The organism is Paenibacillus silviterrae (assembly GCF_030167925.1).
Classification (GTDB): Bacteria; Bacillota; Bacilli; order Paenibacillales; family NBRC-103111; genus Paenibacillus_G; species Paenibacillus_G silviterrae.
Map to the genome: position 1 here is coordinate 2,402,365 of NZ_JASKUT010000001.1, position 22,369 is coordinate 2,424,733.

Below are 22,369 nucleotides of genomic sequence, written 5' to 3' on the forward strand. Positions count from 1 at the left end.
CCCCTTGCGAACAGCCATGCTGCGCAAGCGGGCTTTCCATACTAAGCCAGAATGTCTTCGATTTCCTGCTGATCCGCCTCCGACAGCTTCACGCCGGACGCCCTGACATTCTCATCCACCTGCTCCGGCCGGGAAGCCCCGATGATGCAGCTGGAGATGTTCGACAGGCGCAAATTCCAGGCCAAAGCCAGCTGCGCCAAGGAGATGCCGTTCCGCTCAGCGATAAATCCAAGCCTCTCTACCTTCTGCAGGAGCTCATCCTCCAAGTAACGGCCGATGAAGGCGTTCGACTTCGGATCGGTGGCACGGGAGCCTTCGGGCAGCGGTGCGCCCGGCTTGTACTTTCCTGTCAGCACACCCTGCGCAAGCGGCGAGAAGACCACCTGGCCGACCCCTTCACGTTCGGAGACAGGGACTATATCCTTTTCGATATACCGGTTAATCATGTTGTACACCGGCTGGTTAGACACAATGCGATCCAGGTTCAGCTCCTTCGCCATATGAATCGCATCATTGATCTGGACCGCGCTCCATTCGCTGACACCGACATACAGCACCTTCCCCTGTGTAACCAAATCATCCAGCGCCCGTAATGTCTCTTCGAGCGGCGTATTCGGATCATAGCGGTGGCACTGGTACAGATCGATGTAATCCACCTTCATCCGCTTGAGGCTTGCCTCACACTGCTCCATGATGTGCTTGCGGGACAAGCCCCGGTCATTCGGACCGTCCCCCATAGGGAAGAACACCTTCGTGGCCAGAACATACGATTCGCGCGGATATTTTTTCAGGGCGGCGCCTACGATCTCCTCTGCCGCACCCCGGTGGTACACATTCGCCGTGTCAAAGAAATTGATACCCAGCTCATACGCGCGGTCCACCACAGCCTCCGATGCCTTGCTGTCGACGGATCCGCCATAAGTGAGCCAGCTGCCGAGACTAATTTCGCTTACCTTCAACCCGCTTCTGCCTAAACGACGATATTCCATTTTGTACCTCCTACAGTAACTATGGATTTAGGTTCATAGCCATTGTAGCCCGCTCAGAAGTTTCTGGAAAGTAGTGAAGTTTTTTTGATATTATTACATAAATTATATATACTTACCTAAAAGTTACCTTCTATTCAAATCACAACAACGAACTTTGGGAAAGGATTGAACGTACATGACATTACCTGAAAAAGAGTCGACAGCCCGTCAGCAAGCAGCCAGCAATTATATTCCCAAGCAGCCGGTGCATATCGAATGCTCGATCGAAAGGGCGCTTGATGTCATTGGGGGCAAGTGGTCCTTCCTGGTGCTCCGAGAGCTGTTCGGAGGAACCATGCGCTTCGGCGAACTTCAGAGGAAGATCGTTTCCATCAGTCCCAAATCGCTTACCGATACGCTGCGGCATCTGGAGGAGAACGGCGTGCTAGAACGCACGGCTTATCCGACCGTCCCCGTTACGGTGGAGTACAAGCTGACTCCGAAGGGCGAGGATTTGCATCAAATTTTGAAGGAAATGAAGCTGTGGGCCGCCAAATGGTGTGACACCGGCGCTTCCAAGCCTTAATGATCGAGGTGAACCATGCTCTCCTTTTACCGGAAATATTATAAAACCGCGTTCGACATCGCGCTGCTTGTGTTAACCGTGTACCTGTTCATGCTGTTGTTCAGCTACCTGTACCGGATTGCAACGCCGATTTTTCTGGCGTTCGTCGTTTACCTGATCATTGAGCCGTTCGCCCGCTTCCTGCACCGGCGCGGTATTCAGAAGGCCATTGCCTCAGCGATATCGACCGTAATCTTCGTTTTGGTCATTTTAGGAGCCATTGCGGGGATCGGCGTCATTTTTACAACGCAAATCTTACATCTCACGGATAAGCTGCCTGAATACGCCGATGTGCTTCAGAATCAAATCATTTTGCGAAGCGGTGAGCTGCAGCAGCAGATTGAAGGAATGCTGCCCCCTGATCTGATTGAACAGGTGAGTCAATATACGACACAGATTACACAGAAGCTCACCGGAATTGCCCGTTCCTTCCTGATGGCGCTTTTCACGATGCTGACCTCCTTCTCCACCTTTGTCGTCAACTTCGTCATTGCGATCATCCTCGCTTACTTCCTGAGTATCGAGATCGAAACGTGGCGCCGGGTCGCCGACCAGAAGACACCAAAGACCTTCAAGAAGGCTTTCCTGTTTCTGAAAGAGAATGTGCTCGTCGGTATTGTCACTTATGTAAAAGCGCAAGCCAAGCTGATCAGCTTGACATTTTTCATCATTTTTATCGCGCTAATCGCGCTTCGAGTCCATAACGCCTTCTCCATCGCGCTGCTCGCCGGGATATTCGACGTGCTTCCTTTGCTAGGCGTGGCAACGCTGTTCATCCCTTGGATCATTTATTTGCTCGTTGTAGGCCAAACGACGCTCGCCATCTGGCTGACGGTTCTGCTAGTGATTGTGACAGGCGTGCGCCAGATTATGGAGCCGAAGATTACCGGGGATTCGCTGGGGGTTTCCGCCTTCACGATGCTGTCGTTTATGATCATCTCCCTCTCCCTGTTCGGAGTGGCGGGCTTGATCCTGTCCCCTATCCTTATCATTCTGATCAAGGCACTTTACGAGCAAGGCTATCTGAAGCGCTGGATTCGGATGCCTGCCGAGGAGTATGAAGCGGATAAGCCCGCGATTGATTAACCGAATAGCATAGCAAAAGCCGCCGATGCATCCATGTAGGTGCCGGCGGCTTTGTCGTATGTTCATCCATTTTCCTGCGGCATCGCTTCCTCCATCGCCTCTGTGCTCTTGGCCGAGAAATACGGAATCAGCATAGCCGAAACAATGGCGAGACCGATTAACGCGATGAAGGTAGGCCCCCGAAGCTCCTTAACGAAAAGGATCAGCACCAGCATCGTAATTCGGGACACGTTCAGAAACCATTCGCGCCAAAGCAAAATTCGAGCCTGCTCCATCACGGTATGCCGGCAGATGATCCGAAATTGCCTCGTGTTCCAGACCGTACCGAAATAAAACATCCCCACGGTCGTCAATATATTGGAAACCACCAGCAATGGCGCCTTCGGAAACAACGGAATCAGGAAGCCGATGCAGATCGCAGCCATCCCGATCGTAAGCCATAAGCCCTCCTTCGCTTGCACCCGTCGGTAGATGATCATGGCGGTAATGGATGAGCAAGCGTACATCACGTTCAGCAGTGCAATCACCAGCTTGTCGCTCGATACGGAGAAGGTAAAGATCAGGGCAAAAAGTCCCTGGAATTGCAGGAAAATACCTGCCGCCAGACAGGACGGTACCATGTACCTTAGGGACTTACTGGTAAAGACCTGGCGAAATCTCATGCGATGAAACAAAGGCTCGGGCTCCCGAGACAAAGAAATCTCCGGAATGAAGAAGGAGACCGTGAGCAGTGCCGTTACGAATAAGAACATGAGCAGGAAGGAGCCCGAGTATCCTAGCCACTTAATGACCAGGGCAAAGGCAATCGGATTCAGGATGGAAACGACCTGTCCGATGATGCTGGCCACGGAGAAGTAGCCTTCGAAATCCTTTCCTCTCCCGTAAATGGTCAGCGTTATATTTTGAGCCGAAGCGTAAAACCCCCACATGACGCCTATAGGCAGACCGAGAAGTGTCAGCCACAGCACCTTGTTATCCAGCTCCAGGAACATGAGCAGAAGGAAAGTTAAGGCTCCCGCGATAGCCGTCCCCCGTATTAGGAAACGTGTTGAGAACCGTGAAAGCAGCCTGGAACCGGTCGCAAAAGCGATGCTCCACGAAATAAAGAGAATCAGGTTGAGCCAGGTAACATCGAAAATGCTCTTGCTTTTCTCCCAAACATACAAATTGACAAAGATCCCAATGTAGTTAAAGATGATCGTTGCCGATAAATTCATGAGTAGCAGCCGCTTGATATGATTGCTGACCTGCACAGGATGTCATCTCCTTCTGATTGCCCTACATACTACACTATAAGGGATAGCCGCCGTTCAGGTAAGCACTAAAAAGAAATATCCTTAGTTACCCGCAGGTAACTAAGGATATTTTGTGAAGCTTATGGATTCAAGCGCCATATTTACGTTCCGCCCGATTCGTAAACCAATTCATAAGCAGCAGTCCCACCGCAATATCATCGATGGGAAGGTACGGCATCACATCAGGCATGATCCAGTAAACCAGCACCGGCACGGCAAACAGCAGCTTCTCGTACAGCGGCACACGCGGCGAACGCAGCAGCGGCACAATGCGGCGAAACACATGACCCCAGGATCGCAAGGACAACAATCGTTTCCACATGTCGGCACCCCCTTAGCTTGTATGGACAACCTGCCGGTTCTGTATTGCATCGCAGGATTGACCGTTCGAAGCATCCGCGACTCAGCGGACTGCTCATCTCTATTGTACGATGAAAGCATAGGGCTTGTCATGGTTGCATCCAGGGTAAGCGGTTCGCACGAAAAAGCCCCACAGCAGCTTCCTGCCTACTTAAGCAGGTAATGCAGCCCTGGAGCTGTCGTCCTACACGATTAAACCTTCAAGCATGATTCCGATGACATCATCATAGATTTGCCGGAACTGGGAGACCGGCAGCGGATTTACGCCAATGCCCGCCTCGATCGTAAACCCGGGCCGCCGAAATTCCTGTATGAACCAGTCCTTGTATCCGGCATCGCTTCCGTTAAGCTTTACTGCCCGGTACCCGCTCACCTGCGCGAAACGATCTGCTATCGCCTCCGATTCCTCCGGTTCCATATCCCGGTAATTCCAATAAATTTCTTGTCCTTGGGTATGGAATGCAACAACCAGCCGGAACTCATGATCCTCCGTAAAACTTGCCATGGCGGCCGCTTCTGGCTCTGTGAGCGGAGCCGTCCCGGTATAATCCCGGGGACCCGGACCGGTCACTTCCCTGCGGTCACGTTCAATTTCCCAGTTCGCCGGAAATTGGTCATTCAGATCGACGCCGCGGATATTGGCCTTCCACCGCGAGAAATTGCGGGATCCGAAGTTCCACTCAATCAGCTGTGCGTAATATGGGTTATCCGGACTTGCTCCCTGAAACACCAGCTCGACGCCATCAGGGTTTACCATGGGAACGATCCACAGAGACGTCTGCTCGAACAAAGCACGCACGTCCCTGCCCCGAAGCGGGATTCCATTAGCGTAGGAATAGGCATATTCCTCGAGAAAATTCATGAGCAGCGACGTTGTTATCCATTCGTTCGCATGAAACGAGCCGTTGTAATGAACCTCCTTGGGACCCGTTCCAATTCTGACAACCGGGATCAAGCGTCCGAGGACAGTGGTTCCGATGGAGCCCAGCTCGAGAAACGGATAGCGCTGCTGAAGCAGCTGCAGGTCCTCCTGCAGCTCGGCGAATCCGTACTCATTGGAAGTGTCTACGATTTTCATGCCACGGCTTATCGGGAGAATAATGGTTTGTCCGATGCGCAGACGCCGGGGATCCACGCCCGGATTCGCAGCCTGCAGATCCCCAAGGTCGATATTGAAGCGCCGGGCGATCTCGAAGAAGCTGTCGCCGGCCTGAATCACATACATGCTAGTGGGCATCACCGGGATTTGAATCACTTGCCCGGGATAGATGTACCCATTCTCCTGAAGCTGCGGATTTGCACTTAGGAGTGCCGTTACGTTCATACGATATCTTCTTGCGATGCGATACAAGGTATCGCCCTGCTGCACTACGTAAGGAAACGTCATGCCTTAGCTCCTCCTTCGTCCTCAATCAAGGATTCGTTAATGCATATGACGTATTATGAAATATTATTCAGAACCTCCCATCGCACGGGAGTCACATCGACCTTCTGCTGCAGCCAGCTCTCAGCAATGTCGCGGAACATTCGGGGATCCCCGCTGCAAAAATAACGATGCTCAGCCTGATTCATGTCCCCTGCCAGTAATCCGCGATGATATAGCAATGTGCTGATTTCTCTAGCGGTCTCTTCCGCGGAACTGATTAAATTGACATGCGGGCCCATGAATTCGGAGATCGAATCCGATAAATACGGATAGTGCGTGCACCCCAGAATGAGACAATCGATCGGATGCTGCCGCAGCGGCATCAAAGAACGCTCCACAATCGGAGCGACCTCATTGGGATCGAATATTCCTTTCTCCACTAAAGGCACCAAATCGGGACAAGCCAGGCTGATCACCTGAATACCCGGACAGATTTGTCGGAGAGCCGTCGTATACGCGTCGCTTCGGATCGTACCTTCCGTTCCAATCACGCCAACCACTTGGTTGCGGGTCATCTTGATCGCCGCCCGGGCTCCCGGATGAATTACTCCTACCACGGGAACCGCCAGCCTGCTGCGCGCTTCGTCCAGTGCTACGGCCGTAGCCGTGTTACAGGCGATGACAACCATCTTGGGCGACAGCTCGCATAAATAATCGATGACCTGATGCGTGAAACGGGCTACTTCCTCCGCCGGACGCGGACCGTAGGGTGCTCTTGCGGTATCGCCGAAGTAAATGATCGACTCCTTCGGCAGCTGCCTCATGATCTCCTTGGCAACCGTCAAACCGCCGACTCCCGAATCCAATATGGCTATCGGTTGCTGCACGTCCTCTCGCTTCCTTTATCCGTAGGATGGGTTGCTTCACTTCACATTCGCTTTCTCCTACAGCGTATGTAGCGTGACAAGGTTTGGTACCGACGAACAACAGCCGAATCCGATTTCTACAAAAGAAAAAACCGCCGGTCAGCGGTCTTTAGGAGGAGTAATATCCGATAAGAGTGCAAATTCATATCCTGCTTTTTTTACTTCTTTCACAATGCGGTCCAGCGCTTCAATGTTTTCCGGCGAGCCTTGGTGCATGAGGATGATATTGCCGTCATGCAGGTTGTTCATGATGTCGTTGTATGGATCCTCCGCCCCGTTCTTGCGCGGCTCCCAGTCCCTCATCGCAGTGGACCAGAATACGGAGGTGTATCCCATATCCGAAACCATCTTCAGCAGGTGCAGGTTGTACCTTCCGTAGGGAAACCGGAAGTAGGGCTGTACGTCTTGCCCCGTCACGTCCTTGATCAGCTTCTCGAAATCCTGTATCTCCTTGCGAACCTGCTCGTCCGATTGTGTGGTCATGTCCGTATGGGTCATCGTATGGTTAGCTACCAGATGTCCGTCCGCTACCAGCCGTCGTACATAATCCGGATTCTTCTTCACATTATATCCCGCAATAAAAAAGTTGGCCTTGGCGTCATTATCCTTCAGCGATTGGATCAGCGTATCGATATCTCCAAGGGCGCCGCCCGTATCGATGGTCAAATATACCTTTTTTCCGGTCCCTACGTAGAGGGCCTTCATGTCCTCGGTGAATTTCTTGGTGTCTGCCGGGAAGTTCGGCACCTGTCCCTTTGGCTTTTTCATGTAGTACCACGATAACGGGGTCTTGTCCGCTGCAGTCCCGGAGGGCTTGGCAGCGGGCTTAGGCGTGCCGATCGCAGCAGCAGCCGGGTTCTTTACGCCTCCGTTGTAAACGCTCGAAGGGACGGTTTCCTGCGAGGCTGCGGGCTCTTCCTTAGCCGGAGCGGGCTGCGGCGTTTCCATAGCGGCTTGCGGAGCCGGTACCGGGGGGGCAGGCACGACTTGAGCTGCCGGCTCAGGTGTCTTGGGAGACTCAGAGGGCGCAGGCTCTGCGATAGGCTCACTGGAGCATGCTGTTAGAGCAAAAGCCAGGAGGGTGCTTATCAGTACATGTTTCGTCAACTTCGTCGTCTGTCGCTTCATCGATTATCCACCTTTTTAGCGGCAAGCTGCCTCACGCGAAATGATGTTCGCCTTCCATTTTACCAAAAAAGCGAAAAGAAAAGAACCATCCAGAGGATGATTCTTTCCTGATGAGCCTAGTTGAATTTCGGCAGCCAGTCGCCGTGGGCTTCGATCAAATCGTCGCACATCGCCACAATATCGTCGATGGAAAGCTCGGCAGCCGTGTGAGGGTCGAGCAGAGCCGCATGATAAATATGCTCCTTCTTCCCGGTAATAGCCGCCTCCAGCGTCAGCAGCTGCGTGTTGATATTGGTGCGGTTCAGCGCGGCCAGCTGCGGAGGAAGGTCACCCACATAGGTTGGTGTTACTCCACTGCGGTCCACAAGGCATGGCACCTCAACACACGCTTCCTTCGGCAGGTTGGTAATGAGGCCGGTATTCATCACGTTGCCGCCGATTTTGAACGGAGTATTTGTTTCCATCGCGTTGAAGATGTAAGATGCGTATTCGTTGGAACGCTTGTGCTCCAGGTTCTTATCGTTAACAAGCTCCTCGCGCATCGTTTTCCAGCGTTCGATTTGTCGGATGCAGCGGCGAGGGTATTCGTCCAGAGGAATATTGAAGCGCTCGATCAGCTCCGGATAATTTCGCTTAATGAAGTACGGGTGGTATTCCGCATTGTGCTCGGAGGACTCCGTCACATAGTAGCCGAAGCGGAGCATCAGCTCGTAGCGAACCATGTCATGGTGCGTTTCCTTCTGCTTCTCGGCGGCACGGCGCTTGATCTCCGGATACAGATCAACGCCATCCTTTGTCGCCTCCAGCAGCCAAGCCATATGGTTGATGCCCGCAATCTTCGTTTTTACCCCTTCCGTTTCGAGACCCAGATCTTTGAACAGACGCGGCATACATACCTGCACACTATGGCACAAGCCCACGGTTTTCACGCCGCCGTAAGTAATCATCGCATTGGTCAATACCGCCATCGGATTCGTGTAATTCAGGAACCAGGCATCCGGGCACACCTCTTGAATATCCTTGGCAAAATCAAGCATAACCGGAATCGTCCGCAGGTTACGGAATATGCCCCCAATCCCCAGCGTGTCGGCGATCGTCTGGCGCAGACCGTATTTCTTCGGAATTTCGAAGTCTGTAATCGTACAAGGGTCGTAGCCGCCTACCTGAATGGCATTTACCACATATTTGGCTCCGCGCAGCGCTTCCTTCCGGTCGGTATACGCTTTCACAGTACAGCCGCTTCCAGTGGAATGCTTCAGGTTATTCAGCATGTTCTCCGAGTCCTTGAGCCGCTCCGGATCGATATCGAACAAAGCCAGCTCAAAGCCTTGAAGAGACGGGGTCAGCATGCAGTCACCCAATACATTTTTGGCGAAAACCGTGCTGCCTGCGCCTAAGAAAGTAATTTTGGACATGATAAGTGCCTCCTTGGGATCGGAAAGTGATTTGTTTTGCTTATCTCGACTATACTCCGACCCGCAAGGAATGCATATGGAGACAAACCACTTGTTCATGGAGAAATGTAGTTTCTATGATGAAGTTAATCTCGCGTCGCGCGCCAAACCAAAAGCTGAAGAACCGTAATGAGGATAAAAGCCACAAGAGCCAGGAACGGAATCGTAACGAAGCCGAACCAGTCGATATAGTCCACGTCGCACGGGACAAGGCCGCAGGCGGCAGCCCCCGTTTTGAACCAAGGGGTCTTCTGCATCAGGTAATGGTACAGCGAAATGCCCGCTCCCCAAACCGAAAGCGGCAGCACGTACAGAAACACCTTGTGATCCTTGCGCACCGCAGCGATGCCCAGTATAATCACGAGTGGATACATCAGAATGCGCTGGTACCAGCACAGCTTGCACGGAAGGTAGCCGAGAACCTCGGAAAAATACAAGCTTCCCACCGTCGCCACCGTCGCCACAAGCCAGGACAGATGTAGTCCGTTCTCGCGAACGATTGATTTCCAATTCATATAACACGTCTCCCCTTTCACAATAGTCCTATCATATCAAATCCGAAAGAGGTGTACCATATGAGCGAAATGAATACGTCTACCTCCTTTAATCCGCGTCCCGGCAAAGGAGAGCTCACGGTGCTGTTCGGCGGCGTTTCGCAGACGCACCCTCTGCACGCCGTCGGCCCCCAGGTGCTCGATTATTATCTCGTTCATTACGTCCTTTCGGGGAGGGGAACCTTCCGCACGCTGGGGAAGGATTACCAGTTGAAGGCCGGAGACAGCTTTTTCATTTATCCGGGGGAGCTGGTCAGTTATACCTCCGATGAGCAGGAGCCCTGGCGTTACCGCTGGATCGGCTTCAAGGGCTCCAGCGCGGAGGAGTTGCTCAACCTAAGCGGCATCACGCGCGGGCAGCCGGTGGCGACTGCCGCTGCGGAGCGCCGGATGGCCGCTCTGTATCACCGGGTCATGCGGACCCTGCAGTCCGGCACGCCTTCCGCCGATATGCTGGCGGGCGGATATTTGCGGCTGATCCTTGGCGAATACATGCAGAATCAGACGGAAGCCAGCATCCCGAAGGAGGAGGGCTCCGTCATTCAGCAGCAGGTGGAGCAGGCGATCCGGTGGCTGACGCTGCAGTACTATCAGGAAATCTCGATTGAGCAGATGGCGCAGACGCTGGGCTATCACCGGACGCATCTGTCCAAGATGTTCAAGCAGCATACCGGAATGTCGCCCATGAGCTTTTTGCTAAAAATTCGAATGGAGCGCGCCAAGCTGCTGCTGCACGAGAAGCTCACCATCGAGCAGGTCGCCTCCTCCGTCGGCTTCAGCGACCCGCTCTATTTTTCCAAGCAATTCAAAAAGTGGTATGGCCGCTCGCCTTCCGAGTACCGCCAGGACCTCAGCAATCCTTACGATTGTTCGCAATAAGGGAACCATTGGCTATTGTCCGCCCCAAAGCCGCCAAGACACATGGGGATAATGCTCATACCGCTTGGACAGCTCTCTTGAGTAAAGCGTCATCCGTTCGATAACCCGGTTGTTTCGAAGCGCACCGCCATCAAGGAGACGGAACGGAATGCCCTCAAGGACGGAGATGACCAAGCGCTTCGCCTCCTCGTCATCTCCGGTCACATACACATCGCTGTAAAGTCCGTTATGCTCCGGCCTTTGAAACACCTCCCAAAAGGTGTTTTTGAATGCCCCTACCAGCTTGGTTTCGGGGACAAGCTTCTGGAGCTCCTCCGCCGAGGATGTGTGATAATCGGTTGTAAAATCATCAAAGGTTGCGTTAAAAGGATTCGTGATATCGACGAGAATTTTCCCCTGCAGCTTGGAAGCATGGTGAGGCAGCCAGGTCAGCAGGTCCTGATGCCATAGGGCCGGGATGATAATGGAAGCTCGAAGCGCTTGCTCCATGCGAACCGGCTCGGCGTGTATGCCAAGCTCCTGCGTTAGCTCACGAACCCGGTCATACGATCGGGAGGCCCATTGAATCTCCTTGCCGGCGGAGCTTAAGGCTGCGGCCAGAGCCCGGCCCATGCGGCCGGTTCCGATGATACTGATGTTCATAGAATGCTACCCCTTTCGCTTGGAATAGACCCAGCGTATCATGCGAGGGATGTGCCGGGAACTTCCGCTTCGGATTAAGGGTATAACCAACAGTTATATCATCATGCTAGATTGAGAGGTGAGGCAGGATGCAAATCGATTGGCTGGAAAGCTTCGTTCAAGCCGTTCAAGCACGAAGCCTGTCCAAGGCAGCCGAGAAGCTGCATCTGTCGCAGCCTGCGCTTAGCAAGCAAATGGCCCGATTGGAAGAGCATCTCGGCGTGAAGCTGCTGCCCCCGTACGCCGGCGGGAATTGAGGCGACGGAAGCCGGGGAGAAGCTGGTGCTGAAGGCGCACCGGATCCTTGCCGAGCTTCGCGAGCTCGAAGCGGAGCTGCAGGTGCACCGGGAATGCGAGCAATACACAGTCGGAGCGCTTCCGAGTCTCGCCTTGCATTACCTGCCTCCTAAAGTGCTTCGTCTCCGGCAAAAGCAGATGCACCTAGACATTCGAGTGTACCCAACTTCTGCTGCGCTGCTCAAAGCTCTGCAGCAAGGCTCCTTGGACTGCGCCCTGCTGGAAAGCAAATATGCGCAGCCCCCTATCTGGGCTGCGCCTCTGTTAACTGAGCCTTATTTGGTCGTATTACCTCAAGGGCATTCCTTGAGCGGCACCGCATCGCCATTGAGGCTGGGAAACCTCCGCAGCGAGCCGCTGGTAGTACATCCTGCCGACTGTGACGTCAGGCAAACGATCGCCGCGGCCTATCAGCTGCAGCGGATGACTCCTGTCATTACAGCGGAGCTTTCCTTCGGTGAATCGCTTCTCAGCTACGTCGCGGCGGGAGCAGGCTGTGCCATCCTCCCTGAATCCGCGGCCGCCGCCGCTTCGGGACTCGGACTTTGTGTTCGCCCGATCGTTGACTTCGGCTTCGAACGCAGCATCTCCTTGGCCGCCTCGGGAGAGAAACTTGCCAAGCGGCTCCTGCGCAAGCTGCAGTCGGTCTAGTCTTGTAAGTCTGCCGTCCTACACCGAGAAGCTGTAGCTAACCTCGCTCGCTTCCGGCTGTACATACACGGACCATTGCTCACGGGGAACCACATCGACTACCGCTTTAATCCCGATGCTCCCCCATTCCAGCGCGGTCACCTGCTCCAGTGCAAGCCGATCCGTCATCATCCGACCCAGTACCCCCGGGAACTTGGCCTCCATTTGCTGCAGGCGGTAGAGGCCCGTTTCGAAATCCTTCCGCGAAGCGTTCACCGAGCCTACAATGCACTTATTCTCCAGCACCAGCTCCTGATTGATCAGGTCGCTGGAAATACACAAGCTTCGGTTCCCCGGCGTTACTCCCAGCAGAGCCAAGACGCCGTTCGGCCCAAGCGCTGTCATCGCCTCGAAGGCCAGCGGGCTGAAGCCCGTGCATTCGAAGATCAGATCAGCCCGCTTGCCCGCTCCCTGAAGGAAGGCGCCGAGCGCTCCCGCCCCTTCCTCCGCCTCGCGGAAGAGGCCCCCGCAGGCGCGAACGAGCTCCGCAGCCGGAGCATCCGCAGGCGTCTTGGACCATACCACGGTGTCGAGTCCGAGACAGCGGCAGGTGAGGGCTGCTAGCAGCCCTAGCGGCCCGGAACCAAGCACCACGGCGGTCTTCGGCTGCCAGACGAGCCGCTGCTGGATGTGCTGGACCTCCTCCCACACCTTTTCCACGATGCTTTGCGGCTCGGCAAGCACGCCATAAGCGAGAGCGGCAGCGGGAACCCTGACCAGATAACGCGCATCCTCGACATAATACTCGGACAGGTACCCGTCCGCGCCCTTAATGCCTCGCTCGACATACAGTCCTGTCTCGCAGTAATCCTGCTGCCCGTTCCGGCAGCTGACACAATCCGGCTCGCGGCAAGGCCGCCGCACGAGCGCACAAACCAGCTCGCCGGGCAGAAAGCCCGACTCCGGCCCGGCCTCGGCCACGACGCCCAGCGACTCGTGGCCGATGGTCAGCGCCGTCTCCCCGGTCGCCGGCACGCCGTAATGCTCGCTCATAATCTCGCGATCCGTTCCGTCAAGTCCCACGCATAGGACTCGCACCAGCACATCTTGCGGCCCGCGCAGAGCCGGCTGACTCGCCTCGGCCAGCTCCAGCTTCGCAGAGGCACCTGTCTCCGCAGCCTCGCCGATCCCTGTCACTCGAATCGCCTTCATTGCGGCGCACCCGCCTTTTGCAGCAGCCTTGTGTCGCTCTCGTCTTCCCTGCCGCGCCGCTTATGCTTGAACAGCTTCAGCTTCGAGAGGTATTCCTGGACGACCTTTACGAACGAAGCATGAGACCAGGTCAGGGGCGAAACCGACAACGGTTCGCCGGTGAAAGGATGGAGCTGCTCCGCAAGCACGCCGGAAGGAAGCGAATGGCGCATCGTCCACCGCAGCAGCTCCTCCGCCTCCTTCAGTTCATCCTCGCTTTTCGCGACGGCGATAACCCATTCGGCGTACCACAGCGTGCAGATAAACCAAGGATTGCCCGGCACGCGCCCCACATCCTTCGTCACCTGATGATAGTAATCGTTCGTATACCGCGCCAGTCCTCCGACCTCCGTCTGCACCCACAGCTTTTCCCGAATCGCCTTCATCGTGCTGACTACGCGGGGATCGTCCGCCGGGAACAAGCCGAAATCGAATACAGCATAGATACTCGCATCCAAAGTCCAATCCGGCTCGTACGTGTTCTGCTCATGGTTCCAATAAAGGGAACGAATAAAACGGTTCTCCCGCTGCGAGAAGAAGGATCGCTCAACGGCTTGTTTTACTTGCTCCGCCGAATCCCTGTAATGCTGGGCCCTCGCCTTGTCCTCGTAGTAATCGGCGAATTGTGCCGCCGCCAAAAGTCCGGCATATACGCTCGCTACCGTGAACAAATGGACTCCATACCGCTCCTCCCACAAATCATAGGAAGGGAGCGGAAGCCCCGATGCATCCTTGTACCTCACCAGGAAATTGGCGGCAGGGACAACGAACTGCTCATAATCCTCTTTGGCTTCGTCCAAGGTTCGGGCCAAGCGATGATGATGCCACAACGAATAAAGAACGAGAGCCGTCTCGTCTTCTTGGATCGCGAACTGCTTCTCCCCCTGCGCATTGATCCACGGATGCCAGCTGGAGCCAACCGATCCGTCGGGATTATATTTGTGAAGCAGATAGCCTTCCTCCGTCAAAGCCCGTTTACAGAATCCAAAGAACCGCTTCGTCAAGGCATGATAACCGGAACGATCGAGCGCATGGGAGATCAAGGCTCCGTCCCTTGGCCACATATAAGAATACGTATCCTTGGCAAATTTCAAAATATCCGAATCATTCGCCGCCAGGATCGCCCCCCGATTGTCCGTATTGGTACGGATGATCAGCAGGCTTCTCCGGTAAAAGGACGCGATATCCTTGTCGAGCAAACGAAGCTCATGTCGATCCCGCTCCAGCCACTCCAGCCAATAGTTATAGGTGCGCTGCAGCAGCGCATGCGGATGGGCAGCCCGGACGGACCGTTCAAGCTTCGCGATCTCCTTGTAATCCCGTCCGAAGCATATCCAGAACCACGCTACCGTACTGCCGCCGGCCGGCACGGTGAACTCCAGCTCGATCGTCCCGTCGACAGATCCTTGTGCAATCGGATTTCCACCCAGCCGGCCGTCCTCCGCATCGCGCCAAGTCCCCTGAAGACCGTGAATTTCCTTCTGTCCGATTGCATAGGCGGATGGCCGAGCCTCCTGCTGCCCGTCCACAGCACACGAAAGCGACAGATAGCGATGCCCTTTATAAAATACCAATGACCGCAAATCCGGATCATAATACACTGTATCTCCGACGCCCACGCCATACAAATGAAGATCAAGGTGAAAATACAGCTTCACTGTCCGTTCGCGATCCCATTTGTTATTCATCGTTACCTTCCGCACAAAAACGTTCTCCTGAGCATCCACCCCGTCGCGAAGCAGCATGTCGAGGCCCAGACGTTCATGAGCACAGCTAACATTCGTCACCATCGAATCGTTCAAATAGCCGCTTTGCCGTTTCACCTCCGGGTGGTCGATCCAGAAGAAGTCCTCGGCGGTCCACACCCCAAAATGGGATAAATGATCAATCGCCTGATTCTCTTGTCCGACATAGGGGTAATAGATATCACGGAGATTGTAGCTGCCGTCAAAGTTAATCAAAACATTGCCATTGCCGATCGGCAAGTCACGTGCCATGAATAAGCCACTCCCTTCCTTACTATCCCTAATTTCCCGAGACTGGAAGGAATTTATTCATGAAACAGCCCCCTAGTCACGAATGGTATTTTTTGGTACAATGAATTAAAAAAGGACCAGCCTCTGCTAGTCCCCAACTGTTTTAATATGAATTTATTTTCGTTTTCTTCCGTGCTTCACCAAAGTCATTCTACGAGAGTGACGAAGCCATGAATAGTAAGCCTTAAGATCCCGAAGCTGAATGTCTTGGGACACCCTTCCAAGGAATGTAACGACGATCATTTTATGTAACGGATTTCCGGCAATGTCGGTCTCATCTTTCATTTGCATGAATTCCGCTACCATGACCAGATCGTCATCAATCAGATAGACGTCCTTCTCGTTCGCATAGTAAGGCTGCACGCATTCATTCTTCAATCTGTCCCACAAAAAATGGCATATATGTTCAATACCGCCTTGTTCGTCCTCTACCCTTTCGCTCCACCTGCTGAGAGCATGGCTAGTAATAACGATATCTGCAACCTTGTATCCGTTGAAATGGACATAGAAGGGCTCATAAGTGCTCCAGCGGTTCATGATCTTATCTCTCACAATGACTTCCCCCCTCCTGCTGTTCAAACGATGTAGTTACTTAAATCGTATTATTAATATTACATACAGTCAAGGCATAATTAAATTCTAAAAGGAATTTTAGATTGCCTATTTCATTTCTGCGGCTTGTCCATTACAATATGTTTAGAAAGGGGGAAATGCAAAGTGGCACAACCAATTCCTGATTTTGGGAGATTCCTTGAGTCGCTTCGCGGTTCGATGTCCTTAAGGGAGGCAGCTAAGAAAAGCGGACTGTCCCATGCGTACATTCGTGACCTGGAGCTCGAGAGAAACCGCTCTACGAATGAGAAGATTACTCCGTCGCCCGACACGCTGAAGAAGCTGTCTGTCGCTTACGGCTACCCATATACTGAATTAATGATTAAAGCAGGACACCTCATGAGTGAGGATGTTGCCGGAACTTCGGCTCCGGCCCGCTTCGATGTCGACCTGAAGAAGGTGCAGTACATCGAGATCGGCACCAAGGACATTACTTACCATATGGCAGATTCGGTGGAAACGCACAGCATCGATTCTTTGATCGACTTCAGCAGTTTTCTGGATCGTTTGGAGGAGCATGATTTTAAGAAAGTCGACGCGGATCTTTACGTGAACTTTACCTTCATTAAGAAGTATGATCAGCGCAGCGGCAAGCTCTACTTCCATGAATCCGGCTCCGGGAAAAGCGTCATGATGACCGCGATCCGCCAGAAGAAGTATCATGATCTGCTGCTTCGAACCGTGGCGTACAATACCAATTCAAGCCTTGAGTTCCATTACGGGCGTATCAGTAGAAGCGCGAGCCTCTCACCAACTTCAGAGAATATGTAATCATCATTTCAACTAATAGGGGCTAGCGGTAATGCAATTTTTTAAATACTACTTAATTTATGCTTTCAATTGGACACTGCTTTTATCTCTTGGTTTAAGTGTATTCCGTTTCAATCTAAAACATTACTACTATCAAATCATCGTTTCTGCATTATTGCTAAGCTATATTTCCGCTAATATCCAATATTTCGATAAAGGTTTTTTAACCGCCATCGTTCAGCCTATTTGTGCCATTTTGTGCCTTAGGCTGATTTTTCGCATTCATTGGGGGTTCTCAACAATTATTATTGGCATCAGTTATGGTATAAATATAGCTGCTGAATTTTCACTTACTTTTTTATTGTCTAAATTTGAACATCAAACTGCCATAAGTAATTTACAGAGTAATAACAATTGGATTATTGGATTAGCTATTACTTTATTTAATCTTATACTTTGCTGGGCCTTAAACAAATATCGTTTAGGTTTTTCATTTATCACTTCTCAACGCAATCATCCTATTATTTTAAAAGGCTTAACTAAACATCTTTTCTATATAACAGTTTTTTCTCTGATTCTAATAGCTATTAGTGGATTCGTTAACTATTTTTTCGAAGAATTTATTGTTATTAAACACATTTTTATGTTTATCGTCTTTGGAATCGGAATCCGTATTGCCTATCGTAAAGAACTAATAGAGTAACCACAAGTTCTATTCGCAAAATCCCCTTTTGGAAATTGAAGGTAGGAGCCACCAATGCTTTTCGATATATTTGCAATGTCTTTAACATATATCCCAATGTGGTTTAGCTTGATTTTGATTGGGCTTGGAATTTATAGATTGTCATTTACCAGATACATCTCTCAAATGATTTACAGTACTTTAATCCTAACTTTTGCATCAGTTTGTATTCAAACTCTGGAATCCCCTTTTTTGTTAACTGTTTTAATGCCTGTAGTTACAGTTCTTTGCTTCATGCATATTTTTAAGTTTGGATGTATTCACTCCATTTTTATTGCTACGCCAGCCTTTGCAATTGGCTTGCTCGTTGAATTATTGAGTTCATTAGTGTTAAGTTCTTTCCATTGGGGGCGAACAATAAGTCATATTCAAGGATATATCAACTGGCCTGGATGGATAATATCAGGAATTAATTTTATTTTGGCGTGGTCTTTGCATAAATATCGCTTAGGCTTTTCCTATTTGAATGTAAGGAATGATCCAATAATCCCCTTACATGCAATGAATAAAAAAATTCTATTCACTACTGCTATAAGCGCTTTCATTATTCTACAAATTAGTATCATATTATATCTCTATGATAATTTATTTTATTATACATTTTTACTACTTATCTCCTCTTTCTTCATACTGGTACTATTATTATATCAGAAAGATTTAAACTCTTAGGGGCATACAACAATTATGAATAAAAACTATATATTGATTCTCGTAATTTTTTTTCTCTTTACAGGTCCTGGCCCGTCATTATTTTTCTTAAATAAATATACCGTTTCTTTTTTACCCTTAATTAGTATAATTGCTGTGATTTATTTACTGAAAGATGAAATCAAATTTTTTGATTTTCAACAACTTATAAGTAAAGAAATTATGTTAAAGGCATGGCTTGGAATACAAGTTGGTGTCTATGCACATGCTGCCTGCGCCCTAATGTTTCCGGCTGAGATAAATCTAACCGAACAGTTGTTGTCGAATTATGCGGTAATGGCTGTAAATATTGTTCTCATAGGACCTATCATCGAAGAAATTGTTTATCGAAAGATAATATTCGGCTTTCTTCATCAAAAATTCGGTTTTTTTTCAGGTGCCGTTTTAAGTTCTCTTCTATTCTCCTTAGCGCATTTTTCAATGCAACGCGCATTAGCATATTTTGCCGTTGGCATGATTCTTTGTTATATAAGCTATAAGCAATCTTCCAATTTACCGAACATCTATGCACATATCATTTTGAATTACGCTGCTATACTTGCACAAACCATTAAAATCACTTAATCAGGAGTTTTTTCCTCTTTATTCGACAAATTTCTACTTGTTTCTTATTGCGTAGTGTATTAAACTTAATATTGGATTAATTTTTTTTTATTATCGAAAATTGCTTTAAATGTGACTTTAAGTCTATTTATAAATTGTATCTTTTGGTCTATATTGTTAGGAGGATGGTTAATTTGTTATTGCATTATATTGTCAAATTTTCTGTTTCACTCATCGAATTTTTTGCAATAACGATACTAACCCTTTCATTATTTCGTTTCCCACTTAAGTACCATTACTACAAATACATAATTATTTCATTTGCAATGACCGCAATTCAATTTTATTTAAGAGATATTGTTATGCTACGAGAATATGCGGTTCCGAGTATGCTTACAGCAGAAGTTATTTTAATTACATTATTGTTTAATTTGCCGGTCTACTACTCGCTGCTTATTACTTTTTTAGGCTCGTTACTTGGTGGCATCATTGAATATGGCATTGTATCATTAGGAACTACGCTTGGTCTAACTTCTCCTACCTTAATACGCAGTAATATTCTGCATTCCAGTACATCTTATTTAATCGTAACAATTCTTTTACTAGTTATCACTTATTATATTCGTTATCGTAAGTTTGGTTTTCATTTCATGACCAGGGAAATGACAATGAAAAATGGAATGAAAAAGTATAATTTTGCAATAACTGCAATACTTGTGCTAAGTATGCTAGTTATTCAGCTGACCGCTCTTTCGTATTCTAGATTTACAACGCATGGAGCTCTTTTAATTGGACTATGTGTTTTTTTCCTAATTGGAATTACGATTGCATATAGACACAACAAGAAGTTACTGCGAGACAAACATGAGAGGCTCAAAAATCGATGAACATCATTGATAGCTCCGCTAATTGCATTGCAACAATAATAAGAAAAAACAACCCTAATGCTGCATCCCACGCAATGTTGTTTTATTCCTTAAGCCTGCTCATCAATTCAACATTAACATTGCTCATCGTCCTCCTATTTTCGGCATTTACGGGATATATTGTTCAAGCGATTGAAGTCATTGTGCTTTATACGCTACTAAGATATGTAAGTGGCGGTACACATTTTTCATCTTCGCTTGTCTGTTGTTTATTTTCTTCATTTAAGTTCATCCTGTCTTCGCATTTGCAATTCTCGTATATTGATTTGGGAATATATATGGACATTTTATCCATATCCATTCTATTATTTACTGCTCCATTTAATATAAAAGACATTAGCACAATCCCGGAGAAATACTATCCTATTCTTAAAATAGCCTCAGTGGGAATCGTAGCTTCCAACTTTTTCTTTCAAGCTAGTTTCCTATCTGTTGCCTTCCTTATTCAAGCACTTCAAACAACCAAACTGGCTGAAAAATTAATTCAGGCACTCGAAAGGAGGTGGGAAAAATGAAGAAGCTAATTGCAATTATGGCGAATGCAGTTCTAGTTTTTATCGCAGCTACTTTGATGAGCACAAACTCCTTTTGGGACAACCGTCCAGAAGCGCCTGCTGAACTTTTGAAAAAGTAATACATACGTTTCCAAGGCTGCCAGATTCCGTCTGACAGCCTTCATCCTTCTCCTTGGAGCTGAAACTAATGCAGAAGATTCCCGTTACTCGTGATGGCAAAAGAGGTTCAGAGGTCCTTGTCATCGACTCGAACGATGTAGTTAAGATCGATCGAATCCGTGACCGGGAAGTCATCATACACACCAAAGACGAACAATACTACCTAGATACTTCATTTGACAACTTAGAGGAATGGTTGTTCGAGGACGGGTTCCGCCAGCTGGATAGCACCAATATCGTCAATATGAATCATGTTGTAGACTATGATTCGCGTAAGGGTTTGGTTTATCTCGGATCTGACGATCGACGGCATTCGAAGAACGCTTCGGCCGCCAGAATTCATAAGGATCATATCGAGAACGTCATGCAGCTTCTTAAAGTAGCTGACTACTCGGCAGAAAACAGCATAGAAAAAGAAGAAGAACTTTTTGCCAAGATCATAAGCGAGACGAATGACTATCAGCTGCTTAGATCTTATGCTACAATTCGTGCCGTAAATCAACGGAAACGTGCAGAGGAACAGATCGTTCACATGGCTTATCACGATGCGTTGACGGACTTACCGAATCGATTAATGTTCGATGAGAAGCTGAAATCCTGCTTCGAGCAAGCACAGAAGTCAGGCAGTATGATGGCGGTTATTTTCCTCGATCTCGATCGCTTCAAAGTCATTAATGATACGTTAGGTCATCACGTCGGAGATAAGCTGCTGGAATACCTCGCTCGAAAGCTGAAAGTATATGCGAAAGAAAAGGATCTTGTCGCCCGGTTCGGCGGTGACGAGTTTATGATATTGCTTTCCAATGTAACCCATGTTGATGAACCCGCCCAGTTTGCCAAGGGCATTCCTGAGCTGTTGAAGGAGCCCTTTGTCATAGAGAACCAGGAGCTGTTCGTCACAGCAAGTATCGGTATCAGTATTTATCCCAATGATGGCGCCGATACGGAGACACTTCTAAAAAACGCAGATATCGCCATGTATCGATCCAAAGAAAAAGGTGGGAATTCATATCACTATTATCACCCTGACATGAACAAACGCTCCCTGCATCGGTTGAATCTGGAGATTCATCTGCGGAAAGCACTTGAACGCAATGAATTTAAGATTTTTTACCAGCCGCTTGTGGACCTCCGTAACGGCAGCGTATTTGGGATGGAATCGCTTGTGCGTTGGCAGCATCCCGAATGGGGTATGATCTCTCCTGGAGAATTTATTCCGCTCGCAGAGGAAACAGGACTTATTGTACCGATCGGCAATTGGGTGCTGAAGGAAGCTTGCAGACAAAACCGGGAGTGGCAAAAGCTCGGATACCCCCCTCTGGTCGTTTCTGTCAATATCTCGGCTATTCAATTCCATCAGCTCAACTTTGTCCAGTTGGTCGTTGAGGCGCTTGAGGAGTCCGGTCTGAAGCCGGATCAGCTTTGTCTTGAAATTACAGAAAATGTGGCTATGAACAATGTGCCTTATATCGTAGATACTATGCAAAAATTAAAACTGCTTGGCGTACGGATCTCCATCGACGATTTCGGTACCGGCTACTCCTCGTTGAGTTACCTGAAGAGATTCCGTGTGCATACCCTCAAGATCGATCAATCCTTTATTCGAGACGTTACCTCGGATGAAGACAATGCTGCAATCGTGACCGCGCTCATCGCGATGTCGCATCGGCTGAAGATCAAATCTCTGGCCGAAGGGGTCGAAACGCAGGAGCAGCTGAAGTTTCTTCAAGATCAAGGCTGCGATGAGATTCAAGGCTATGTGTTCAGCAAGCCGATGCCAGCCCAAGAATTCGAGCTCATGATCAGAGAGAAGAAACAGCTGTATTTGAACTAGAATGAGAGAATGGGTGCAGTGAGAACTGCAACTTTTCTCTCTTT

The 22,369-nt window shown here is 49.7% G+C and carries 24 protein-coding genes; 12 read left to right on the forward strand and 12 right to left on the reverse strand.

Annotation, left to right across the window (positions count from 1 at the left end; all coding sequences use genetic code 11):
* Nucleotides 1-41: 41 nt before the first annotated feature.
* Nucleotides 42-989, reverse strand: a complete 948-nt coding sequence (locus QMO62_RS10800) for an aldo/keto reductase family protein (protein ID WP_284640977.1) — start codon at nucleotides 987-989, stop codon at nucleotides 42-44.
* A gap of 175 nt (nucleotides 990-1,164) precedes the next feature.
* Between QMO62_RS10800 and QMO62_RS10805 the strand changes: the two genes are divergently transcribed.
* Nucleotides 1,165-1,554, forward strand: coding sequence for a winged helix-turn-helix transcriptional regulator (locus QMO62_RS10805; RefSeq protein WP_284640978.1), 390 nt, complete (start codon nucleotides 1,165-1,167; stop codon nucleotides 1,552-1,554).
* A gap of 15 nt (nucleotides 1,555-1,569) precedes the next feature.
* A complete protein-coding gene (locus tag QMO62_RS10810) occupies nucleotides 1,570-2,679 on the forward strand; it encodes an AI-2E family transporter (RefSeq protein ID WP_284640979.1) in 1,110 nt (369 codons plus the stop codon).
* 62 nt (nucleotides 2,680-2,741) lie between these two features.
* Here the strand turns inward: QMO62_RS10810 and QMO62_RS10815 are convergent, their stop codons facing one another.
* From QMO62_RS10815 to QMO62_RS10845, 7 genes are all read right to left on the reverse strand, one after another.
* Entirely contained in the window at nucleotides 2,742-3,932 is a 1,191-nt protein-coding gene (locus QMO62_RS10815) for an MFS transporter (RefSeq protein ID WP_284640980.1), read from the reverse strand.
* A gap of 130 nt (nucleotides 3,933-4,062) precedes the next feature.
* Complete coding sequence (locus QMO62_RS10820; protein WP_284640981.1) at nucleotides 4,063-4,296, reverse strand: hypothetical protein; 234 nt, start codon at nucleotides 4,294-4,296, stop codon at nucleotides 4,063-4,065.
* 222 nt (nucleotides 4,297-4,518) lie between these two features.
* Nucleotides 4,519-5,721: a M14 family metallopeptidase gene (locus QMO62_RS10825; RefSeq protein ID WP_284640982.1), complete on the reverse strand. Its 1,203-nt coding sequence runs from the start codon at nucleotides 5,719-5,721 to the stop codon at nucleotides 4,519-4,521.
* A gap of 53 nt (nucleotides 5,722-5,774) precedes the next feature.
* Nucleotides 5,775-6,587 (reverse strand): glutamate racemase, encoded by an 813-nt coding sequence (racE, locus tag QMO62_RS10830; protein WP_284640983.1) that lies wholly within the window; start codon nucleotides 6,585-6,587, stop codon nucleotides 5,775-5,777.
* 138 nt (nucleotides 6,588-6,725) lie between these two features.
* Complete coding sequence (locus QMO62_RS10835) at nucleotides 6,726-7,754, reverse strand: polysaccharide deacetylase family protein (protein WP_284640984.1); 1,029 nt, start codon at nucleotides 7,752-7,754, stop codon at nucleotides 6,726-6,728.
* A gap of 116 nt (nucleotides 7,755-7,870) precedes the next feature.
* On the reverse strand, nucleotides 7,871-9,169 hold the full coding sequence (locus QMO62_RS10840) for an alpha-glucosidase/alpha-galactosidase (protein WP_284640985.1): 1,299 nt from the start codon (nucleotides 9,167-9,169) through the stop codon (nucleotides 7,871-7,873).
* Nucleotides 9,170-9,294: 125 nt separating this feature from the next.
* Nucleotides 9,295-9,723, reverse strand: a complete 429-nt coding sequence (locus QMO62_RS10845) for a disulfide oxidoreductase (RefSeq protein ID WP_284640986.1) — start codon at nucleotides 9,721-9,723, stop codon at nucleotides 9,295-9,297.
* 60 nt (nucleotides 9,724-9,783) lie between these two features.
* On the opposite strand from QMO62_RS10845, the gene QMO62_RS10850 reads away from it, so the two are divergent.
* Nucleotides 9,784-10,641 (forward strand): AraC family transcriptional regulator, encoded by an 858-nt coding sequence (locus tag QMO62_RS10850; protein WP_284640987.1) that lies wholly within the window; start codon nucleotides 9,784-9,786, stop codon nucleotides 10,639-10,641.
* A gap of 12 nt (nucleotides 10,642-10,653) precedes the next feature.
* Here QMO62_RS10850 and QMO62_RS10855 read toward each other — a convergent pair whose 3' ends face one another.
* Nucleotides 10,654-11,283 (reverse strand): NADPH-dependent F420 reductase, encoded by a 630-nt coding sequence (locus QMO62_RS10855; protein ID WP_284640988.1) that lies wholly within the window; start codon nucleotides 11,281-11,283, stop codon nucleotides 10,654-10,656.
* Between the two features lie 128 nt (nucleotides 11,284-11,411).
* Here QMO62_RS10855 and QMO62_RS10860 point away from each other — a divergent pair, with 128 nt between their 5' ends.
* Together QMO62_RS10860 and QMO62_RS10865 are read left to right on the forward strand one after the other, a co-directional pair.
* Nucleotides 11,412-11,579, forward strand: a complete 168-nt coding sequence (locus QMO62_RS10860; protein WP_284640989.1) for a LysR family transcriptional regulator — start codon at nucleotides 11,412-11,414, stop codon at nucleotides 11,577-11,579.
* Between the two features lie 25 nt (nucleotides 11,580-11,604).
* Nucleotides 11,605-12,270, forward strand: coding sequence for a LysR family transcriptional regulator substrate-binding protein (locus tag QMO62_RS10865; RefSeq protein WP_284640990.1), 666 nt, complete (start codon nucleotides 11,605-11,607; stop codon nucleotides 12,268-12,270).
* Between the two features lie 18 nt (nucleotides 12,271-12,288).
* On the opposite strand, the gene QMO62_RS10870 is transcribed toward QMO62_RS10865, so the two are convergent.
* The 3 genes from QMO62_RS10870 to QMO62_RS10880 form a co-directional block, all read right to left on the reverse strand.
* Entirely contained in the window at nucleotides 12,289-13,461 is a 1,173-nt protein-coding gene (locus QMO62_RS10870) for a glucose 1-dehydrogenase (protein WP_284640991.1), read from the reverse strand.
* Nucleotides 13,458-15,497, reverse strand: a complete 2,040-nt coding sequence (locus tag QMO62_RS10875; protein ID WP_284640992.1) for a glycoside hydrolase family 15 protein — start codon at nucleotides 15,495-15,497, stop codon at nucleotides 13,458-13,460. Before QMO62_RS10875 ends, QMO62_RS10870 begins: the two co-directional genes overlap by 4 nt.
* Before the next feature lie 153 nt (nucleotides 15,498-15,650).
* The gene (locus QMO62_RS10880; RefSeq protein WP_284640993.1) at nucleotides 15,651-16,088 is read right to left on the reverse strand and encodes a hypothetical protein; all 438 of its coding nucleotides are present in this window, start codon (nucleotides 16,086-16,088) and stop codon (nucleotides 15,651-15,653) included.
* Between the two features lie 165 nt (nucleotides 16,089-16,253).
* Between QMO62_RS10880 and QMO62_RS10885 the strand changes: the two genes are divergently transcribed.
* The 7 genes from QMO62_RS10885 to QMO62_RS10915 all read left to right on the forward strand — a co-directional run bounded on the left by QMO62_RS10885 (nucleotide 16,254) and on the right by QMO62_RS10915 (nucleotide 22,325).
* The gene (locus tag QMO62_RS10885; RefSeq protein ID WP_284640994.1) at nucleotides 16,254-16,919 is read left to right on the forward strand and encodes a helix-turn-helix domain-containing protein; all 666 of its coding nucleotides are present in this window, start codon (nucleotides 16,254-16,256) and stop codon (nucleotides 16,917-16,919) included.
* A gap of 31 nt (nucleotides 16,920-16,950) precedes the next feature.
* The gene (locus tag QMO62_RS10890) at nucleotides 16,951-17,601 is read left to right on the forward strand and encodes a hypothetical protein (protein ID WP_284640995.1); all 651 of its coding nucleotides are present in this window, start codon (nucleotides 16,951-16,953) and stop codon (nucleotides 17,599-17,601) included.
* A gap of 723 nt (nucleotides 17,602-18,324) precedes the next feature.
* Entirely contained in the window at nucleotides 18,325-18,912 is a 588-nt protein-coding gene (locus QMO62_RS10895; RefSeq protein WP_284640996.1) for a CPBP family intramembrane glutamic endopeptidase, read from the forward strand.
* Nucleotides 18,913-19,085: 173 nt separating this feature from the next.
* Nucleotides 19,086-19,778: a hypothetical protein gene (locus tag QMO62_RS10900; RefSeq protein ID WP_284640997.1), complete on the forward strand. Its 693-nt coding sequence runs from the start codon at nucleotides 19,086-19,088 to the stop codon at nucleotides 19,776-19,778.
* Nucleotides 19,775-20,332 (forward strand): accessory gene regulator B family protein, encoded by a 558-nt coding sequence (locus tag QMO62_RS10905; RefSeq protein WP_284640998.1) that lies wholly within the window; start codon nucleotides 19,775-19,777, stop codon nucleotides 20,330-20,332. The genes QMO62_RS10900 and QMO62_RS10905 overlap by 4 nt, the downstream gene beginning before the upstream one ends.
* Complete coding sequence (locus QMO62_RS10910) at nucleotides 20,329-20,451, forward strand: cyclic lactone autoinducer peptide (protein ID WP_284640999.1); 123 nt, start codon at nucleotides 20,329-20,331, stop codon at nucleotides 20,449-20,451. The genes QMO62_RS10905 and QMO62_RS10910 overlap by 4 nt, the downstream gene beginning before the upstream one ends.
* 68 nt (nucleotides 20,452-20,519) lie before the next feature.
* Complete coding sequence (locus QMO62_RS10915; protein ID WP_284641000.1) at nucleotides 20,520-22,325, forward strand: putative bifunctional diguanylate cyclase/phosphodiesterase; 1,806 nt, start codon at nucleotides 20,520-20,522, stop codon at nucleotides 22,323-22,325.
* Nucleotides 22,326-22,369 lie beyond the last annotated feature (44 nt).

What these genes read in the sequence shown, in the direction of transcription:
- QMO62_RS10810 (WP_284640979.1), top strand. Translation starts at nt 1,570, where the DNA reads ATGCTCTCCTTTTACCGGAAATATTATAAAACCGCGTTCGACATCGCG.
- QMO62_RS10875 (WP_284640992.1), bottom strand. Translation starts at nt 15,497, where the DNA reads ATGGCACGTGACTTGCCGATCGGCAATGGCAATGTTTTGATTAACTTT.
- QMO62_RS10805 (WP_284640978.1), top strand. Translation starts at nt 1,165, where the DNA reads ATGACATTACCTGAAAAAGAGTCGACAGCCCGTCAGCAAGCAGCCAGC.
- QMO62_RS10855 (WP_284640988.1), bottom strand. Translation starts at nt 11,283, where the DNA reads ATGAACATCAGTATCATCGGAACCGGCCGCATGGGCCGGGCTCTGGCC.
- QMO62_RS10840 (WP_284640985.1), bottom strand. Translation starts at nt 9,169, where the DNA reads ATGTCCAAAATTACTTTCTTAGGCGCAGGCAGCACGGTTTTCGCCAAA.
- QMO62_RS10820 (WP_284640981.1), bottom strand. Translation starts at nt 4,296, where the DNA reads ATGTGGAAACGATTGTTGTCCTTGCGATCCTGGGGTCATGTGTTTCGC.
- QMO62_RS10915 (WP_284641000.1), top strand. Translation starts at nt 20,520, where the DNA reads ATGCAGAAGATTCCCGTTACTCGTGATGGCAAAAGAGGTTCAGAGGTC.
- QMO62_RS10895 (WP_284640996.1), top strand. Translation starts at nt 18,325, where the DNA reads ATGAATAAAAACTATATATTGATTCTCGTAATTTTTTTTCTCTTTACA.
- QMO62_RS10910 (WP_284640999.1), top strand. Translation starts at nt 20,329, where the DNA reads ATGAAGAAGCTAATTGCAATTATGGCGAATGCAGTTCTAGTTTTTATC.
- QMO62_RS10905 (WP_284640998.1), top strand. Translation starts at nt 19,775, where the DNA reads ATGAACATCATTGATAGCTCCGCTAATTGCATTGCAACAATAATAAGA.
- QMO62_RS10800 (WP_284640977.1), bottom strand. Translation starts at nt 989, where the DNA reads ATGGAATATCGTCGTTTAGGCAGAAGCGGGTTGAAGGTAAGCGAAATT.
- QMO62_RS10850 (WP_284640987.1), top strand. Translation starts at nt 9,784, where the DNA reads ATGAGCGAAATGAATACGTCTACCTCCTTTAATCCGCGTCCCGGCAAA.
- QMO62_RS10890 (WP_284640995.1), top strand. Translation starts at nt 16,951, where the DNA reads ATGCAATTTTTTAAATACTACTTAATTTATGCTTTCAATTGGACACTG.
- QMO62_RS10825 (WP_284640982.1), bottom strand. Translation starts at nt 5,721, where the DNA reads ATGACGTTTCCTTACGTAGTGCAGCAGGGCGATACCTTGTATCGCATC.
- QMO62_RS10860 (WP_284640989.1), top strand. Translation starts at nt 11,412, where the DNA reads ATGCAAATCGATTGGCTGGAAAGCTTCGTTCAAGCCGTTCAAGCACGA.
- QMO62_RS10870 (WP_284640991.1), bottom strand. Translation starts at nt 13,461, where the DNA reads ATGAAGGCGATTCGAGTGACAGGGATCGGCGAGGCTGCGGAGACAGGT.
- QMO62_RS10845 (WP_284640986.1), bottom strand. Translation starts at nt 9,723, where the DNA reads ATGAATTGGAAATCAATCGTTCGCGAGAACGGACTACATCTGTCCTGG.
- QMO62_RS10835 (WP_284640984.1), bottom strand. Translation starts at nt 7,754, where the DNA reads ATGAAGCGACAGACGACGAAGTTGACGAAACATGTACTGATAAGCACC.